The organism is Pedobacter sp. UYP1 (assembly GCF_040547305.1).
Taxonomy (GTDB): domain Bacteria; phylum Bacteroidota; class Bacteroidia; order Sphingobacteriales; family Sphingobacteriaceae; genus Pedobacter.
Genome location: NZ_JBEPPL010000008.1, coordinates 1 through 20,003, shown reverse-complemented (window position 1 = coordinate 20,003; position 20,003 = coordinate 1). Strand labels below are relative to the sequence as shown.

Here is a 20,003-nt window from a genome sequence, read left to right as displayed (position 1 = left end):
CTTAATAATTTGGGTTCTGAACTAATATACCACCACTTTTATCAATTTCGGTTTGTGGCAATGGCCATTTATAAAATTTATCTTCAAAACGATAAGCGAACAGTCCGTCTTTCACATTATTTAATACCTGTCCGGCAATATGCCATCTGATCAGATCATAGTGACGCAGACCTTCAAACGCTAACTCTACTCTTCTTTCATGACGGATTCTTTCTCTCATCTGTTCTTTTGATAAACCATCAGGAAACGGAGGCATATTTACCCGCGCACGCAGATCTGTCATTGCCTGATAAACTGTTCCATCAGGTCCCGCCAATTCATTTTGTGCCTCAGCATACATCAATAAAACCTCACCAAAGCGTAAGATTACTGCATCTTGCTGGCTCAATGTAGAGAAACCATAAGGAATATTACCAGGCTCTAAAAACTTAATTACCCCGTAACCTGTAGGTCTTGGATTAGATGGATGATGTACTTTTCCGTTTCCAAAATCTACAAAATCCTTATAAATAGTTTTCGTTAATCTTGGATCACGATTGGTGAAAGGAGCGGCAGTATTGGTCAAAGGAGATGTACCATAAGGCAAACCATCTGTACACTCATAAGTATTCACCAAATTAGACAAAGGAGCAGCTGCATCCCAATCCCCGTAATATAGATCCCATGCTGCTGTATTGTTAGGAGCGAGGAAATTGACGGTAAAAATAATTTCTGAATTACCTTTTTGTGTCGCATCCCTAAAGATATCTTCAAAGTTCTTACTCAACTTATATTGTGACATCAATTGCTTGCAAAGGTCTGTAACCTGCTGCATGATAGCCAGGTCCGGTGTTCCGTTATTTCCATAAGCGGCAAACATTAATACCCGTGCCTTTAATGCTTTTGCAGAAGAAGAAACGGCATGTCCATAATTCTGGAAGTATGGATCTGTTTTTAGATTGGCAATACTAAAATCAAGATCTGTCGTGATCTGCGTCAGGATTTTATCTGCTCCAACCTTCGGCTGATTCTGTGTTTGTAAAGTTAATGGCTCCAATACCAAGGGTACGTCACCATAAATAGTATACAATTGATAATAATAAAATCCGCGTATAAACCTGACTTCTGCCTCAAATTGTTTCCGGTCATCAGCAGTAATATCTGCTCCGGTGTAAGCGGTCAGCTGCTGCAGAAAAATATTGATCCTTGCTATTCCAGCATAGCTATTATTGTATATACTGGTTTCAAAACCACCAGTAGACGGGTTCAGATTTCCGGAAGCAATATCATTGGAACTACCAGAATTAAACTGGCAATATCCGTTATCCGTCAAACAATCTCTGAATCCCATGCCCACTGTAAAATCTTCTTTTTGCATGGAAGCGTAAACCGCAGCAAGTCCTTTATTAAAATCCTCTTTTGATTTCCAGAAAGTTGCTGAAGAAATTTGATCCAGTGGATTTAAATCCAATGCTTTTTTGCAGGCACTCAGACAAATGATTGCAGTAAATATGGTGGTTAGTAAAATTTTCGTTTTCATATCAGACAGCTTAAAAAGTAACATTCAGACCAAAAGAATAAATCTTATTTTGCGGGTATTGTACCAGGTCTCCGCTTCCTCCGCGCTCAGGGTCAAGTCCCTTAAATTTGGTGCTGGTAAATAAATTGTCTCCGGAAAAATAAACCCTTAACCTTTCCAGGCCAATAGTCTTCACCATCTTTGTTGGGATAGTATAGCCAAAAACCAGATTTTTAAGTCTTAAATAAGAACCGTCCTGTAAAAAGAAAGTAGAAGCACGGGTGATTTTCTGTGGCGCATTTCCTCCCCAGTACATCCTTGGCATTGTAGTCGAAGGATTCTCCGGAGTCCATCGATCCAGCCAGTCGGTAGTAGGAGGAGCACCTTGTACAAAAGGTATGGTACCCCATCCAGTTACAAAATATTTAACCCCATAAACACCCTGCAGCATCGCTGAAATATCAAATCCTTTCCAGCTGGCCGACAGGTTAAAAGCGTAGTTTAATTTTGGAAATACACCAGGGATAATAGTACGGTCATTGTCGTCGATTTTGCCGTCCCCATTTACATCTTTATATTTCAGATCGCCTGCTAAAGTATTATCATTGTACTGTTTCGGTGAGTTCTGCACTTCAGCTGCTGACTGAAAAATTCCCTCTACCTGCAAGAGATAAAAAGAATTCCAGGGTTGTCCATTTTGATTAATTGATGAACCACCAATCTCACGCTGTCCAAATTTAACCAGCTTGTTGCTATTGTGGTCGAGGTTCACACCAGCGCTATAAGTTAAACCCGTAAATAAGCCACTTTTAATGGTATTATTATAAGAAAGGCCAAGCTCGATTCCTGTATTTTCCACGATACCATCATTGATGACCGGGGCTCCCAAACCAACCAATGCAGTGACCTGTGATTGCCTTAGAATATCAGTAGTTCTCTTTTTATACCAGTCTGCAGTCAGGTTGAAATTTTTGAAAATAGTCAAATCTAATCCAGCATCCGTCATGGTCGTTGTTTCCCATTGGATGACAGGATTGTTTAAATCAGCCTGTGCAACTCCGGTAGTTAATGAGTTGTTATCAAATGAATAATTTCCGGTAAGCTGCAACAGCGCCTGATAAGGATAATTAATCCCATACCCATTAACTACTATATTTTGATTACCTAGCTTGCCCCATGAACCTCTCACCTTCAGGTTATCCACCCAACCCAGTTCCAATGCTTTGAAAAACGGCTCTTCTGTCACTCTCCATCCTGCAGAGAAAGAAGGGAAAACGCCCCATCTGTTACCCGTATTAAATTTTGAACTGCCATCATAACGTACATTTCCTTCTACTAAATAGCGCTCTTTATAGTTGTAATTCAGACGTCCGAAATAAGACATTAAGCCCCATTGATTACCCGTTCCATTGGTAGACTGTATCGAAGGGCTTCCAGCGTTTAATTCTCTTAAATCCTGGTTAGGGAATTCCTTTCGATAACCTGAAAGGTACTGGTAATGGTTTTGTTCTATACTATAACCTGCCTGTGCTTTAAGGCTATGGCCATTAAAATTGTGACTGTAATTCAGGTAACTGTATAAGTTTGTATAAATTGTCTGCTGATCCTGAACAGTTAATCCGCTGCCAAGATCGAGTGTGGTAGCCAGTAGATTGGTGCGGAAATTATATTCTGGTACAGGGGTGCGGAAATCTTTATACTTATCAAAAGTAGCATTGATCGCTCCTTTAGTATACCACGAGAAATCTTTATTAAACTGAACTTCAACCCAGGCCTGAGCGTTCAGCGTATAGTCATTGGTATTGTGAGTAATATTATTATTTAAAACACCAAAAGGATTCTTGTTATTGTATTCAAAATCATAAGCTTTATAAGTTAAGCGTCCGCTGCCATCAGTTAAATATGGGCCGTAAGTAGGCGCTTGTGACATCGCCGACAAAAACATATCTCCAGATCCGAATGGTGTAGACTCTAATGTTCCTGACTTTAATAACACATTGGTTCCGAATTTTATATGTTCATTAATTTTTGAGGTCAGATTGATACGGGCATTGTACTTTTTATAATTAAATCCCCTCATAATCCCATTCTGATTGACATAACCTAAAGAAACATTATAAGTGGTTTTATCATTACCTCCGTTAAAAGTCAGGTTATGCGTTTGAGTAGGCGCTGTTTTAAAGATCAGGCTCAGCCAGTCTGTATTCGGATATTTTACACGGTCATTACTGTTCCTGTACAAATCAATCTGATCTTGCGGATAAAGAAGAGAAGGATCTGTTAAACCCGAGTTGATCCTGGCTTCATTATACAAATCCATATATTGGGCAGAATTCGTAACCAGGTCAAATAATTTAGTGGGTTTATAAATGCCAACATTTGCATCATACTGGATAGATAATTTTCCGGACTGACCTTGCTTAGTCGTCACCAGTACTACACCATTTGCTGCTCTTGAACCATACATAGCCGCAGAAGCCGCATCTTTCAGCACGGATACATTATCGATATTGTTAGGATTCACATCGCTTAGGTTTCCCGGAACTCCGTCAATGAGCACCAGTGGATCAGACCCCGCACCACTAAATGTTCCGTTTCCTCTGATGCGGATGGAGATTCCCTCATTTCCTGGTTCCCCTTTAGTTTGGATCACCTGAACGCCTGGCATCGTCCCCTGGAGCATTGCAGCAGGGTTCACAACCGGTCTTTTAATCAGATCATCACCACTAACAGAAGCTACTGATCCGGTCAGGTTTACTTTTTTCTGAGTTCCGTAACCAACCACTACAACTTCTTCCAGTGATTTTGATTCAGAAACCAGCATAATGTCAATCGTGGTTCTGTTATTGACCGGAACAGTCTGAGATTTATAACCAACTGAAGTGAAGGTTAATGAACCATTGCCAGCTGCTTTGATTGTATACCTGCCCTGAGCATTGGTACTGGTAACCTGGGTAGTCCCGTCTGCTCTTACTGCTATTCCCGGTAAAGGGCCAGTGGCATCAGTTATTTTTCCTTGTACAGTGATCTCCTGCGCAAAGGACTTTAACGTGAATAACTGAAGGAGAAGCAATATTAAAATTGAGGCCTTTTTGTTTCCTGCTGTTTTAAGCTTTTCAGGGCTATTGATTTTTAAAGCAGCGCGAAAAAAAGCATAAGCCCGGGTGGACTGATCAGTAAACTCTTTCATACATTATATTTTTGGTGAGGTAAAAGTATAGGACTGGATTTTACATGAAAATGGATTAAGCCATAAAGTAGATGGACTATCCTATGATCATTCCTTGGATTGATTTTTATTCTTCGTGTATTTTTTGCAGGGTGTTTTTCGCTGCAAATGAGTTCATTATCTGAAAATCCAGAACAAAGTGCACATCACCAGGAATAAGACTAAAGAAAGTAGTTTGTAATTTCCCAGACCGCTCCATCCTTTGCTGGATAAAGATTCTAAAGGGGATTTCCAATATAAACGCGCACTTTCGGCAGTGTGCTTTACAGGAAAGAGATAAGAAAAGATAACTTGTAAAAAGACGCAGAAACAAAACAGGTAGAAAGCCATCATCATAAAAGGGATCTGACCCATAAAACCTGCTGGAAATACTTTGCCTGTAATGAATACAATAACGCCGGTTGCAGAGCCTATGTAAAGTGTAAGTTTGGAGGATTCAGCTGAAGCCTTGCCCCAAAAAATCCCCAATAAAAATACGCAGGTAATAGGAGGAGCGATGTGTGCAATAATATCATTAAGTCCATTAAAGATACTTTCATAACTATTTAATAAGGGCAATAGCAGTAAAGAGAATATCAAAGATAAGCCCGCAGCTATTTTTCCTGCATTGACCAGCTTTTGATCACTGGCTCCCGGCCGGTATCTCTGATAGATATCATAACTGGCCATCGTAGAAATAGAGTTCAGTGCACCAGAAATCTGGCTCATTAATCCTGAAAGAAGCGCGGCGACTAAAATACCTGCTAATCCTTTGGGGATAAGCTGTAAAATCATCAAAGTATAGATGCCTTTGCTATTGATCACTTCTTTACCATTACTTATAGTTTTTAACGCAGTAACGTCCAGTTGTCCTGTTTGTACTAAAGCATAGGCAAACAGTCCCGGCACTACAAAAATAAAGACCGGAAGGATCTTAATAAAACCACAGAACAATGGGCCAATACGGGCATGATTCTCATCTTTCGCCCCTAATACTCTTTGCACAATAGTCTGGTCTGCACACCAATACCAGATGCCAAGTATAGGATAACCTAAAAAGACTGCATACCAGGGCAATCCGCTGCTATCACCATGCGGCCTCATCATAGATAACTTTTCTAATTGATGGTGCTGCTCCAGAACATTGACCATGGGTTGCCAGCCACCCATTTTGTGATACGCTGCAAAGGTCATAATGATTGCTCCGCTCAACAGCACTACGGTCTGAATGGATTCTGTGACTACAACAGCTCTGAGGCCACCAACAATAGTATAAATTGAAGTGATCACAGCAATCACGATGACGCTGGTATATAAATCTACTCCAAAAAGTGTTTGTAAAACAATGCCGCCTGCAAGCAGGGAAAAAGAGATATGGATTACGATAGCTGAAACTACAGAAACAATGGCCAGCCAATCTCTGCTGGCACGATCATAACGCTTTTCCAGGAAATCGGGTAAAGTCGTTACGCCTGATCTGATATAAAATGGGACGAAAAATAAAGATAACAGGATAAGCGTAAATGCGGCCATCCATTCGAAATTCCCATTCAGCAGGCCACTGTCAAATCCACTTTGTGCTAAACTAACTAAGTGAACGCAAGAAATATTAGTTGCAAATAATGCTAAACCTATCATTGGCCACCGTAACGTTTTACCCGCTAAAAAGTATTCACTGGCCTGATTTTGCTGACCAGTTTTATATTTGTGTTTTATTCCCGCCCATAATCCGATGGCAAAAATGAATACGATATATAAAATACTGATTGTGGTATCTACTGGATGGATCATTTCGGCTTTAGTATTATATTTGGGTATATTGTGTTATTAATCAGGTTAAGCTTTTTAATTCGCAACTGCTTCCAGCCTCCTGTGGGGTCACATAAGAGCCGTTTACAACTTGCGCCGGATGCAAAAAGTGCGGTTTTAAATGAGGTATATGTTCCAGAAATAAAGCTTCATGGCCAAGAGAAATATGGTTGAATAAAACTAAATGCTGGTGCAGCTGTCCCATATCGCCAACGTGCGGGACTACTGGTATTCCAAATTTTTTGCACAATAAACTTACGGTAATAAATTCACTTACGCCACCAACACGCACCGCATCTACCTGAATAAATGAGGCTGCACCGGTTTGCAGATAGTTTTTGAAAATCACTTTATTGGGCACATGTTCCCCAAGCGCAAGTTTGATCGGACTGACGGCTTTTGCGAGTGTTTGATGCGCAAGTACATCGTCCGGATGAGTAGGTTCCTCAATCCAGTAAGGATTCATTTCTTTGAGCCGGTTACAGATTTGAATGGCCTGAGGCAGATTCCATTGCTGGTTCGCATCCAGCATAACTTTAACTAAATCTCCGGCTACTTCTCTTACCATATTTGCCCTGCGGATATCTCTTTCAAAATCAGGAGAGCCAACTTTAAGCTTCATCGCCTTAAAACCTTCCGAAATCGCTTTATGGCAGTTTGCTCTGACCATTTCGTCCGAATAATTAAACCAGCCAATGGAAGTATCATATCCTGGGTATCCGGCAGTAAGGATAGGGGTTCTGGCCCATTTGGTTTGTTGCTGCTCCAGGAGCATTTGTAAGGCCTGCTCGCTAGTCAGCTCATCTTCCAGATAGGAAAAATCAAGCGTATTAATTAATTCCTGGGGAGACAGCTCAATTAATAACTTCCATAATGGAACACCTCTTTTTTTAGCCCACAGGTCGTAACAAGCATTCGTCACAGAGGCTAAAGCCAAATGTACAACACCTTTATGTGGCCCAAGCCAGCGGAATTGCTGATCATCTGATAACTTCCTGAATAATGTCCCAAAATCAGACATGATATCTTCGATATCTTTTCCCTGTAATTGTTGCGCGTAATAATTTGCTGCTTTGCAGACCAGCTCATTGCCTTCACCTAAAGTGAAAGCCAGGCCATATCCGGTATTTCCACTATCATCGAATAACTGGGTTACGGCATAAGAATAAACTGGATTTTTATGAATAGCATCACTGCCAGCATTTCCGCCTAATTGATAACGGGCATCAGAAACTTCAATTCTTTTTATCATTTAATTTAGTTTAGGAATGATGATCCATGATCTTTCTATAACCAAGCTCTGCTCCGCCAGAAACAGGGAGTATACAGCCTGTGATAAACCTGGCTTGTTCGGAAATCAAGAACAAACAGGCGTCTGCTACAACATCACCATCCGGGCAATATCCCAAAGGATGTATGGCATCCAGGTAATTTTTAATAGAGACGGTATCTGGTTGTTGAGCGCTCCAGGTTCTGAGCATAGGAGTCCAGACGCCCGCCGGGGCTACCGAATTTACACGGATGCCAAATGGTGCATAATCCAGCGCCATAGATTTGGTCAGGGCATTGACAGCTCCTTTTGTAGCTGAATATCCAGCATGGATCGGCTGCCCGATTTCGCCGACTATACTGCTTGTATTTAGAATATTTCCCCTGTTTTTTTTGAGTTCAGCTATACCAAACTTAGTGGTATGATAAATGCCTTTTACATTCGTGTCAAAAAGCTGCTGCCATTCTTCATCAGAAGTTTCGCAGATCGTTTTTGAAGGATTGGAAATCCCTGCGTTATTGTGTATGCTATCGATTTTTCCAAACTTACTTAGGGTTTCTTCTATAGCAGACTGAACTTCCTTTGCAACGGAGATATCTGCCAGGATATAGTGAATATTATCGTTGTTAAATTCATTTCGGGCCATTTTCAGGCTTTCCTGATCATTGGTAAGAATGCTGATCCTGGCCCCGGCCCGGTGGTAAACTTTGGCGCATTCAAAACCTATACCCGCTGTGCCTCCGGTCAAAAAAATAACTTTATCTTTCAGTAACTGCATATCATACGATTATAAATGGTTCTTTAACTGATTTAAAAACTATAAATAGTTAATCTTAATGTAACCAAATGTATACAGCGGTAATTAATCCTATAATAGCCTATCCATTTATTTTAATGGATAATTCTATTTAAAAATAAGTTTTAGCCCTAAGCTTGCTTTAGTTGAAAATGGAGTATATCTTGTGTAAGATTTTATAGTAACAAAACCGTTTTATGTTTTGATACTATAAGATCTGGCCAAAATATAAACCTTATGAATAATGTCTACAAAAGACGGGACGGCTTTGACGGGGAGAAGATCATTCACGTCCCCTCGAAAATCCTGAAGAATTACTTAAAAAAGCACCCCGCTTTATTTAATATTTACATTGCTCATATTGGTTATTTCCCAAAAGCCTGGTCTCATTACAGGGAGTGGAGAAAGGGTTGCGAGGATAATATTTTTATTTACTGTCTAACAGGTAAAGGTTATTATGTGATAGATAATAAAAAATTTGAGGTTACACCTAATCAATTTTTTGTGATACCTGCAACAGATAAGTGTATCAAATATTGGTCTGATACGGATGACCCATGGACTATATACTGGGTTCATTATACCGGAAGTATCATTGATAATTTCAATACTTCATTAAACATAGATTTTTTCAAGGGACCTGTGCCAATTCCTTTCAATAGCAAAGCGATTGAAATTTGGAAGACTATCTTTCAATGTCTGGAAATGGGATACAGTATGGAGAATTTATGCAATGCTAACTTTCGTTTATATCACTTTATTGCTTCCTTCCTTTTTCCGGATAAAAATGTATCTGCCGATGTCAGTGGTCACGGAGATATCATTAACAGTACAATTCAGGAAATGAAAAATAATATTGATAAGAAACTGGTCGTAGAAGAAATGGCCGGTCTGCATAGATTATCTGGCTCTCATTTCTCCAGCTTATTTAGAAAAGCGACAGGAATGCCACCGATTGATTATTTTATTCACTTAAAAATGCAAAAAGCCTGTCAGCTTTTATCTATGAATAAGGCTAAAATCAAAGAAGTAGCCATGGATCTTGGTTATGAAGATCCGTACTATTTTTCCAGATTGTTTAAAAAGTATATGGGCTTATCACCAGAACAGTATAAGCTGACTACGATCAGTCCGCTAGCTTCAAAAGTATGATTACCGGCTTCAGTGTTGCAACTACTGATACCGGTAAGTTACTTGTTTACTCAGACCAGATGCCATTTTTAAATAGCTGAAACCACTTTTCGATAGCTGCTTCACTGTGTAATTCAAGCTTCTTGAAAATTTCAACAGCAAACTCGATTGGGGCAATTCCATTGGCAGTAATCAGCTGATGAGCTGTCACCGCAAGTGCTTGCTGATAATTATGTTCTCCTTTATAAGCAGGTGCTACTGATTTGAGATAGTCTAAATCATTACTTGTATGTTTTACGCTATCCAGGTAACCTTTTTCTCCGAGATATGTGGTAGCGGCACAAATTGCCGCTATGGTTTTACCTGCCTGGTAAAGATCAGCTACCAGTTCATCTATACCTTCGATTTTATGTTCTTCCCAAGCCGTTCCTCCTGGTAAAACAAGTACACTAACTTCTTCAGCTTTAACTTGCGCTAAAGACAGATCCGGTGTTATTTTAAGGCCGCCCATCGAGGTAATTGCAGCGCCATTTATCGTAAAAGTTTTTAAACTGATCTTCTCTTCTTTAAAAAGTTCTGGTGTCAGGTAAGAGATTTCCCAGTCAGAATAGCCATCGAACAGGAAGATGTAAACGTGCTTTAGTTCCATAAAAATCAGGATTATTTCTTTGATTCAAATCGTTGTCCTAAAGATACAATTGCAAATGAATAGCTCAGGTAATTTCTCTATGAATTTAAAAATTTATGGTATAATCTATTTATTGTATATATTTACGTAAACGTTTACGTAAATATATACAATGATAGCAAATATTATTAACGAATCGGGCTCTTTTGCTATTGGTGCCAGACTACGCAGGTTGTATGAATCACTAACTAGTGAGATGACGCTGATTTATCAGGAACAGGGCTTGCCGCTGGAAACAAAGGATTTTATTCTTTATTATTTAGTGAGTAAACGCGGTAGTATAAGTATTTCAGAGATTGCAAAAGAACTGAACTTAACTCATCCTGCCGTGATCCATATTGCAAAGAGTTTAGAGAAAATAGGGTATATCGAATCTGAAAAATCAGTTAGTGACAGCAGAAAACGCCTCTTGAAATTAACAAAAAAAGGGCAGAAAGATTTGGCGAAATACCAGGTGCTCTGGAATGATATTATGGCTTTGAATCAAAAGCTATTTGAGCAAGAAGTACAGCTTTTACAGCATATTCAAAAGCTGGAAGAAATGCTGAAAGAGAAAACCTATTATCAAAGATATCATAGTCTTCAAGCTTCAAAAAAGATAGATTAAAATAAAGATTAATATAAAATTATAAGATAAATGGAAAAGTACTCGTCTCTATTGGATAACCCAATCTGGAATGCATTGGAAACAGTTCACCAGGATTTCTCCACAGGTAATCAGGTCATCAAAAGATATAGCGAAGGCACAATTCCTTTTATGGGAATGGCTGACCCTGATGGAAAATTATTAACTCAAATAGCGCCTTATTTTGAAGTGAATGAGGAAGTGTTTTTAAAGGATGAAGTAAAAGATATTCCGAAAGAATGGGCATTGGTGACCAGGTTAAACTGTTTGCAGATGATCTATAGACCTACGCTGCCTAAAGAGGTGAATATGGAAGGAATAGTCAAGCTTTCGGCGCATGACGGCAGGGAGTTATCAGACTTGGTTAACCTGGTACAACCTGGTTTTTTTAAAGAAAGAACTTCCTCATTGGGAGACTATTATGGAATTAGAAAAGATAATAAACTAGTTGCGGTGGCCGGAGAGCGATTTAATTTAGCGGGTTTTACCGAATTAAGCGCAGTTTGTACGCATCCCGGACATACTGGTAACAGTTATGCCCAAAGGTTGTTAAGTGTATTGTGCAACAAAAACTTAGCACAGGGAAAGACCCCTTTTCTGCATGTTGTTGATACGAATACGAGAGCCATAAAAATTTATGAGCACTTAAACTTTAAAACCAGAATAGATTTCCCGCTGATCAAATTGAGATACCTGGGCAAGGATTAAATTATTAGTGGTCTCTTAATTGCTATTTCCCTGCCTGTTAAAAAAAACCAGGCTTAACCAGCATCAAAGTTATTTTCAATAATAGCACAACAATATAAAAAGGGCATAATAGAGATATTATGCCCTTTTTATATGCCTTTTAACCGAAATAGGGCTTAGCTTTCTGCACCCTGCATTCGCAATCAGCGAATAGTTCATGTAAATCGATGAATTCCCCATTCTTTTTGTATTGGCCAGCGTATAGATTTGTTGAAATCGATTCCACAATAACCGGTGCAGTAATTCTTTAAAGAGGCTGCCTTACAGTTGTTTAATTGATTAACCAAATTAAACCAAACGAGCGTATGAACAAAAATTTACAAAAACTTTGTAGAAGTTCCTGTTGTCTTTTTTTTCTCTTAAGTTGCTTGAATTCTGGAAATGTATTCTCTCAAACAAAGAAAACAATTACAGGTAAGGTCACAGATACATTAGGATTACCACTTCCAGCTGTAGTGGTAGCCGCGGTAAACAAACCTAATCAAGGTACCCAGACCGATAACAACGGGAAATACGTGCTGGATGTACCGCCCGGCACACTGTTGAGATTTTCTTATGTAGGCTATAAGGAACAAAGAGTTACCGTCAGCGAATCCACTAACATCATTAATATTCGTTTGCTCGAGAATAACATTCAGGCAGATGAAGTTGTGATTACTGCCCTGGGGCAAAAACAGCGTAAGGAAGCGATCGTAGGCTCAGTAACTACCGTCAAAGTGGCTAATTTAAAAATTCCATCAAGCAACCTGACCAATGCCTTATCCGGACAAATTGCAGGAGTAATTGGTTATCAACGCAGCGGACAGCCAGGACAGGACAACTCACAGTTTTTTATCAGAGGAGTAACCACTTTTGGTTACAAACAAGACCCGCTGATCTTAATTGATAACGTTGAACTCACAAGTTCCGATCTGGCACGTTTGCAAGTAGATGATATTGAGAGCTTTTCCATTCTTAAAGACGCAAGCGCTACCGCACTTTATGGAGCAAGGGGGGCCAACGGAGTCATCCTGGTCAGTACCAAAGAAGGGAAAGAAGGAAAATCAAAGATCAGCTTCCGGCTGGAAAATTCTATCTCACAATCTACCCAGACTTTGCAACTGGCAGATCCGGTTACTTATATGAATTTATATAACGAAGCGACTATAGGCAGGGATCCGCAAGCAGGCCCGAAATTCAGTCAAAACCAGCTCATCAATACTCAGGCTACTTTAAATAAATCGCCTGGCTATAATGAATATGTATATCCGGCAGTAGACTGGCTGGGTTTGTTGTTCAAGAAAAGAACCACTACACAAAGAGCAAACCTGAGCGTGAGCGGTGGAGGTGGAGTAGCCCGTTATTACGTAGCAGGTTCCTATAACCGTGACAATGGAGTATTGAATCAGGACATTAAGAATAACAATGATAACAATGTAAAATACAGTAACTATCAACTACGCTCCAATGTCAATATTGATGTGAGCAAAACCACGCAGCTGATTGTTCGTCTTTCAGGTAATTTCAGTGAATATGCCGGTCCACTTGCTACAGATGGCGGTTTCTCTACCGATCTGTATAATGTTGCTGTACATACCAGTCCAGTACTTTTTCCTGCCTTTTTTCCAGCAGATGCTACCAATCAGAATGTTCAGCATATTCTTTTTGGTAACGAAGGAGGAACAACTCAAAACAGCATTTTATACAACAATCCATACGCTGCTTTATTAAGAGGACATAAAAATTCATCAGAATCCAGGATGTCTGCTCAATTTGAAGTGAATCAGAACCTTGATTTCCTGACAGAAGGACTCTCTTTCAAAAGCATATTCAGTACCAACAGGTATTCTTACTTTGATTCGCAGCTGGCCTATTCTCCATTTTACTATAGCGCGGAAAATTATGACCGCCTAACCAACCAGTACTCCTTAAAATGGATCAATTCCGGAGTAGAAAATAATCCACCAAACATCGCGCAAGAATATCTTTCCTATTATCCCGGTGAACCAAACATCAGTACCTTTTTATATGGGCAGGCGTCTATAAATTATAACCGGACATTCAGCACTAACCATACCGTAAGCGGTACGTTGATAGGAACCGGTCAGCAAACTACTTACAGCAATGCAAAAGATCCTAAAACAGACAAAAGAACCTTACAATACTCACTGCCTTACCGGAATTTGGGGCTCGCCGGACGTTTAACCTATGCATTTAAGAATAAGTATTTTATCGAATCAAATTTTGGTTATAATGGGTCAGAGCGTTTTTCATCAGACCATCGTTTTGGCTTTTTTCCAACTATTGGAGCAGGCTGGTTGGTTTCCAATGAGAAGTTTTGGGAGAAATTTGCTGGTGTGGTCACCCGCTTGAAATTAAGAGGAAGCTATGGACTGGTTGGGAACGATGCGATCGGGGATCAGCGCTTTTTCTATCAGTCGGATGTGAATTTAAATGGCGGTGGAAACTACGCGCAGTTTGGTTATAATGGTGCGTCTTCACGCTCCGGTGTTTATATCAATAGCTATGAAAACCCTTCGATTACCTGGGAAACTTCCAGGCAAACCAATCTTGCGCTGGAAATGACGCTTTTTAAAAATATGAATATCATCGCCGAGGTGTATAACAACTACCGGTATAATATTTATATGCAGCGTAAAAACCTTCCTTCTACTTTGGGACTAGAGGCTGTTGATCAAAATAACAATCCAAATGTGGGTGCAAATATTGGCATCGCCAGGTCAAGAGGAATTGATTTGTCTATGGATTACAAACTCAATATCAACGAATTTTCTTTTGCCCTGAGATCTAACCTGACCTTTGCGAAAAACAAATATGTCAACTTTGAAGAACCGCAATGGATGGAGCCATGGAGGTATACAACCGGGCAGGCCATCAACAGGAATTACGGTTTTATTGCAGAAAGGTTATTTGTAGATGATAAGGAAGTCCTCAATTCACCAGTTCAGAAATTCGGAAGTAAACTGCCAAAAGGTGGCGATATTAAATACAGAGACTTAAATGGCGATGGGAAAATTGATGATGCAGATAAGGCTTTTATTGGCTACCCGCAGTCTCCGGAAATTGTCTATGGATTTGGCTTCAGCTCTTCTTATAAAGGGTTTGATTTGTCTGCATTTTTTACAGGACAAGGCCGTGTGAGTTTCTTTATTGATCCTAAAAAGGTCAGTCCTTTTGTACCCAGTGAAGAAAAATACATTTATGGAAATACACAATTATTAAAGGATTTCGCAGATAACCACTGGTCGCCAGAAAATCAAAATCTATATGCTTTATATCCGAGGCTTTCAATTACCGGAGATGACCTGGCTAACAACGCACAAACAAGTACCTGGTGGATGCGCAACGGGAGTATGCTCAGGCTGAAATCAGTAGAATTTGGCTATACCTTACCATCCAGGATCTCTAAAAGCATCAGGCTTTCTTCCTGCAGGATTTATTTTAACGGATTAAATCTGGTGACCTGGAGCCCCTTTAAAATGTGGGATCCAGAGCAAGGAGGCAATGGCTTTGCTTACCCGATCCAAAAGGTATTTAATGTCGGTGTTAACGTGAACTTATAAAGAACCTATGAAGAAATACTATAAATATATATGCCTTGGAGTTTTAGCAATCTCCAGCTTATCCTGTAAGAAATACCTGGACATCACACCAGATAATTTAGGCACCCTGGACTATGCATTCAGAAATAGAAACGAGGCAGAAAACTATCTGTATTCCTGCTATGCTTATATGCAGCGCATGACAGATGTATCCAGCAATCCCGGATTTACAACTTCCGGAGAACTGATTTATTCTAACGATCTGGATAACTACCTGGGCTTTAACAGAACTGGTTTTAATATGCTCAGAGGCACTCAAACTTCAAATGATCCCAGCCTGAATGCCTGGGACGGTTCAAATGGGAGTTACAGTATGTTCAGATCGATCAGGATTTGTAATATCATGCTCGAAAATATTGATAAACCCATTGACTTATCCGCTTCAGAAAAGAAAAGATGGATTGCAGAGACCAAATTTTTAAAAGCATACTATCATTATACTTTATTCAAGATGTACGGCCCTATACCCCTGATTAAAGATAACCTGGCCATCACCAGTACAACCGATGAAGTGAGGGTAAAAAGGTCAAGTGTCGAGGAATCTGTTAATTATATCGTTTCTCTGTTAGACGAAGCTATTCCAGATTTGCCAGCTGTAATTAGTAACCAGGCGCTGGAATTGGGAAGAGCAACCAACCTGATTGCATTGGCAATTAAAGCAGAAGTTCTGGCTACCGCAGCCAGTCCCTTATTTAATGGAAATCCAGATTATACGGGTTTAATTGATAAAGATGGAAAAGCACTTTTTCCGGCTGCCTATGACCCTTCAAAATGGCAAAAGGCTGCCGATGCAGCTAAAGCAGCGATTGTTGCCAGTGAAGCTCAGGGTGTCCGGTTGTATACTTATGCTGCGCCTGCTACCATTGGGAAACTTTCTGATTCCTTGAAAAAAGAACTGGATATACAAAACGCGGTAACTGAAAAATGGGAATTAAATCCGGAGATCATCTGGGCCTCCAATCCAGCATTCGGCTATCAAGGCTATGCTACACCAAGGCTGACCGCGAAATCGGCCATCAGCAGTTTTTCTAATCCCTCTACTTTTTCTGCACCAATTTCAACGCAAGAGCTTTTCTATACCGTTAATGGCGTACCTATCAATGAGGATAAGGACTGGGATTATGCGGGTAGAAATACACTTAAAACAGGGGATGGGGCGAGCCGCTATTATATCAAGGAAGGCTATGAAACAATTAAAGGCCATTTTGCCAGGGAGTCACGTTTCTATGCAGATCTGGCTTTTGACGGAAGTATCTGGTTTGGTAATGGAAGAGTGAACCAGGATGATGCGAAAAACCCGCTTTATAGCGTGCAGGCCAGGGGAAGTGAAGGTCTTGCTGGCCCAAAAGACAGGATCAGGTTGAATATAACAGGATACTGGCCAAAAAAACTGGTCAGCTATCTTTCTATCTATGATGATGGATTTCAATCTACCGACTTCCGTTTACCACTGATCAGGCTTGCAGGTTTATATTTATTGTATGCTGAAACATTAAATGAGGCAAACGGGCCTGCAGCTGAGGTTTTCAATTATATCGACAAAGTCAGAGCCAGGGCTGGCTTACAAGGTGTTCAGGCATCCTGGTCTGCGCACTCCAGGAATCCCGGGAAATATAGTACTAAAGAGGGGATGAGACAGATCATTCATCAGGAAAGAAGAATTGAATTGTGCTTCGAGGCGCAAAGCGGATGGGATCTGCGCCGCTGGAAAGAGCTTCAAAGTGTATTGAGTGTACCGATGCAAGGATGGAGTATTTATGATGCGGAGGCGATCAATTATTACCGCCCAACCACGCAATTTATTCCTGTATTTGGTTTAAAAGATTATTTATGGCCAATCAGAAGCTATGATCTGGTCGTTAATCCAAATCTTGTTCAGAATCCATACTGGTAGCCATTTTATGCAACAGTTGAAAACAATTGAAAAAAATAAATACTTCGGAAAAAAATATAAACCAATGAAACCTATAAATAATTACTTGCTATATATATGCTTGATTATCCCCGTTTTATTTTTACTCGGGGCCTGTCAGAAAACAGATGGGTATAATACCCCGGTTTCTTCTGACCTCACCAAGCCAGACATGGTGACCAATATTAAAGTTGATAATTTTAATGGCGGGGCTAATATTACCTATACGCTGCCAAATTCAAAGAACTTATTATACGTGATGGCACAGTATAAAATAAATGATAAAGTAGCCAGAGAAACCAAGTCCAGCTATTATTCTGATACCATTACCGTAGCGGGGTTCGCCAAAAAGAAAGCCTACGAAGTTACCTTGTATACCGTGAGCAGAGCTAATGTGAAATCAGACCCGGTCATTGTCAAAGTTAATCCCGATACGCCACCTTACCTGTTGCTGAAACCGACTGTTAACGTGCAGGCCTCATTTGGCGGATTAAAGGTTATTGGGAATAACCCTTTGAAAAAATCACTTGGAATCGTGATGTTGAAAGTCGATCAGACTAATTTCTCAGATATCGTGGATCAATATTATTCGAATAAAGATAGTATTAGTTATTCATTGAGAGGTTTTCCACCAGTTGCGCAGAAATTTGGATACTATGTAACAGATGCTTACGGAAATATCTCAGATACTACTTATCTCTCTGCCACTCCATTTTTTGAAACCGTACTGGATAAGAATAAGTTCTTCGTTTATAACCTCCCTACCGATAGCCGAATCGGCTATGGATGGGATTTACCTAATCTTTGGAACGGAAAAACAGATGGAAATGGCTGGCACAGCAGTCCGGATGGAAGTTTACCCGTCATCGCAACCTTTGGAATGGGGGTCACTGTTAAACTGAGCCGCTTCGTGATGTGGGAAAGACCCGATGGAGATGAAAAATTTGCTTTTGGTCATGGTAATCCCAAACTCTTCTCCTTATGGGGCTCAGATAAAGCTCAGCCTGCAGATATCCAATTGCCAAAAACCGCGCCGGCAGGTACTATTCTGGGTGATTGGACAAACCTGGGTAACTTTAATTTTCCCGATCCCCCTTCTGGTCTTAAACCTGCTGCACACAATGCTTCTGACAATGATTTTGTAAAGGCGGGAGTAAATTTCGATGTTCCTTTAGCTAGTCCTAAAGTGCGGTATTTGCGCTTGTCTGTAGGCTCAACCTGGTCAAACGGAAGTTTTGCGCATGTAATGGAAATGACTTTTTATGGAGATACGAGATAAATTTTTTAACAATTAAAGACAAACGATATGAAATATATTTACAGCGTCTATTGTTTTTTGCTGTGCTGCCTGATCATGCAGGGCTGTACAAAAGATGATACTGAATTCAAAAGCTATCTTAAAGATGGTGAAATTGTTTATCCCGGACGGGCTTCAGCAGTGCTCACCAAACCAGGTAACCTCCGGACGGCACTTTGGTGGAATCCCAGTTCAGATCCAACAATTACAAAATATGTAGTTTACTGGAATAATAAAACAGACTCTGTTGTCGTAAATGCGACCAGCCATCAACCCCTGGATACGATCAAGGTGATCATCCCGAATTTAAAAGAGTATACCTATTCTTTTGTTATTTACTCTTATGATGCGCAAGGCCGTAAATCTGTTCCCGTAGAAGCTAACAATGTCAGAGTTTTTGGGACGCTTTATCAAGCTGGTTTATTAAACAGGCCCTACAATGGAACCAATCCTTATGTATTGAACGATAATGGGTCGCTGCTGCTCAACTTTAATACCCCGGATACAATTAATGTAAATACTGTAATTAAGTATACAAATGCTGCAGGGCTTGCTGTTGAAAAGATACTAAGACCTGATAGCAATGCAGTGCTGTTACCCAGTTATAAATTAGGAAGTGATATCCAGTACAGCTCTTCTTACCTACCGGGGAAAGGTGCATTAGATACCTTTACTGTCTCAGCTTACTCCGTTTTTCCAAGAATTTACAGCTACGTACTTTGCGACAGGCTGTTGTTTAAAGAAGTGCATTTGGTGCATGATGCCAGTACTTATGAATCCGGAACCAGTGTGAGTAAGCTTTGGGACGGAAGTGTCGGGCCACAAAGCTATCCGAACCTTTTTCATAGCAGCGGAAATAGTGGGATGCCGCATACCATTACATTTGATCTGGGAAAAACTTATGATAATTTATCCAGGATTGAAGAAACCGGCAGAGATTGCTGTAATAATCCTGATGATTTTGAGGTATGGGGAATTGCTGACCTCACAGGTGCAGCTACCAATCTTAATGCAGATAACTCAGGATGGAAAGAGGAGTCGGTTGCTAAGGGATGGACTTTACTGAAAGAAGTAATCCGGACAGACGATGGTAAAAACGCGCTGAGCTCGGAGCTAAATAACAATGGTAAACCAATCCGGTATATCCGGATCAGAATTAAACAGGTAACTACCGGAGATGGTAATTACAGCAATATGAGTGAAATCAGATTTTGGAATAAACAATAAAACAAACCTTTGCAAGGTTTATCCTGCATCGTATAGTGGTGGGGGGGGGGGGGGGGGGGGGGGGGGGGGGGGGGGGGGGTGGGGGGGGGGGGGGGGGGGGGGGGGTGACCCATCAAGGCCCTGGGGGGTAAAAAATATCGAAGTACATGGTGTGTTATGTGTCTAGTTGTATAGAAAACTAAACAAAACCAAT

13 protein-coding genes are annotated in these 20,003 nt (G+C 40.3%); 7 read left to right on the top strand and 6 right to left on the bottom strand.

What is annotated here, in order from left to right; translation table 11 throughout:
- Window position 1 precedes the first annotated feature (1 nt).
- The 5 genes from ABIB30_RS16295 to ABIB30_RS16275 form a co-directional block, all read right to left on the bottom strand.
- Window positions 2-1,519, bottom strand: coding sequence for a RagB/SusD family nutrient uptake outer membrane protein (locus tag ABIB30_RS16295; RefSeq protein ID WP_354303774.1), 1,518 nt, complete (start codon window positions 1,517-1,519; stop codon window positions 2-4).
- A 10-nt stretch (window positions 1,520-1,529) separates the two neighbouring features.
- A complete protein-coding gene (locus ABIB30_RS16290) occupies window positions 1,530-4,688 on the bottom strand; it encodes a SusC/RagA family TonB-linked outer membrane protein (protein WP_354303772.1) in 3,159 nt (1,052 codons plus the stop codon).
- 156 nt (window positions 4,689-4,844) lie between these two features.
- Window positions 4,845-6,497 (bottom strand): sodium:solute symporter, encoded by a 1,653-nt coding sequence (locus ABIB30_RS16285; RefSeq protein WP_354303770.1) that lies wholly within the window; start codon window positions 6,495-6,497, stop codon window positions 4,845-4,847.
- 40 nt (window positions 6,498-6,537) lie between these two features.
- Window positions 6,538-7,767, bottom strand: coding sequence for an enolase C-terminal domain-like protein (locus ABIB30_RS16280; protein WP_354303768.1), 1,230 nt, complete (start codon window positions 7,765-7,767; stop codon window positions 6,538-6,540).
- A gap of 10 nt (window positions 7,768-7,777) precedes the next feature.
- Window positions 7,778-8,563 (bottom strand): SDR family NAD(P)-dependent oxidoreductase, encoded by a 786-nt coding sequence (locus tag ABIB30_RS16275; RefSeq protein ID WP_354303766.1) that lies wholly within the window; start codon window positions 8,561-8,563, stop codon window positions 7,778-7,780.
- Between the two features lie 255 nt (window positions 8,564-8,818).
- Between ABIB30_RS16275 and ABIB30_RS16270 the strand changes: the two genes are divergently transcribed.
- Complete coding sequence (locus tag ABIB30_RS16270) at window positions 8,819-9,733, top strand: AraC family transcriptional regulator (protein WP_354303764.1); 915 nt, start codon at window positions 8,819-8,821, stop codon at window positions 9,731-9,733.
- 46 nt (window positions 9,734-9,779) lie between these two features.
- Here ABIB30_RS16270 and ABIB30_RS16265 read toward each other — a convergent pair whose 3' ends face one another.
- The gene (locus tag ABIB30_RS16265; protein WP_354303762.1) at window positions 9,780-10,361 is read right to left on the bottom strand and encodes a type 1 glutamine amidotransferase family protein; all 582 of its coding nucleotides are present in this window, start codon (window positions 10,359-10,361) and stop codon (window positions 9,780-9,782) included.
- Between the two features lie 151 nt (window positions 10,362-10,512).
- Between ABIB30_RS16265 and ABIB30_RS16260 the strand changes: the two genes are divergently transcribed.
- The 6 genes from ABIB30_RS16260 to ABIB30_RS16235 all read left to right on the top strand — a co-directional run bounded on the left by ABIB30_RS16260 (window position 10,513) and on the right by ABIB30_RS16235 (window position 19,810).
- The gene (locus ABIB30_RS16260) at window positions 10,513-11,007 is read left to right on the top strand and encodes a MarR family winged helix-turn-helix transcriptional regulator (RefSeq protein WP_354303760.1); all 495 of its coding nucleotides are present in this window, start codon (window positions 10,513-10,515) and stop codon (window positions 11,005-11,007) included.
- A 30-nt stretch (window positions 11,008-11,037) separates the two neighbouring features.
- On the top strand, window positions 11,038-11,733 hold the full coding sequence (locus ABIB30_RS16255) for a GNAT family N-acetyltransferase (RefSeq protein WP_354303758.1): 696 nt from the start codon (window positions 11,038-11,040) through the stop codon (window positions 11,731-11,733).
- A 407-nt stretch (window positions 11,734-12,140) separates the two neighbouring features.
- Entirely contained in the window at window positions 12,141-15,335 is a 3,195-nt protein-coding gene (locus ABIB30_RS16250) for a SusC/RagA family TonB-linked outer membrane protein (RefSeq protein ID WP_354303756.1), read from the top strand.
- Between the two features lie 7 nt (window positions 15,336-15,342).
- The gene (locus tag ABIB30_RS16245; protein WP_354303754.1) at window positions 15,343-17,268 is read left to right on the top strand and encodes a RagB/SusD family nutrient uptake outer membrane protein; all 1,926 of its coding nucleotides are present in this window, start codon (window positions 15,343-15,345) and stop codon (window positions 17,266-17,268) included.
- Between the two features lie 64 nt (window positions 17,269-17,332).
- On the top strand, window positions 17,333-18,565 hold the full coding sequence (locus tag ABIB30_RS16240) for a DUF5000 domain-containing lipoprotein (RefSeq protein WP_354303753.1): 1,233 nt from the start codon (window positions 17,333-17,335) through the stop codon (window positions 18,563-18,565).
- A 27-nt stretch (window positions 18,566-18,592) separates the two neighbouring features.
- Window positions 18,593-19,810, top strand: coding sequence for a DUF4998 domain-containing protein (locus ABIB30_RS16235; protein ID WP_354303751.1), 1,218 nt, complete (start codon window positions 18,593-18,595; stop codon window positions 19,808-19,810).
- The last annotated feature ends 193 nt before the right edge of the window (window positions 19,811-20,003 follow it).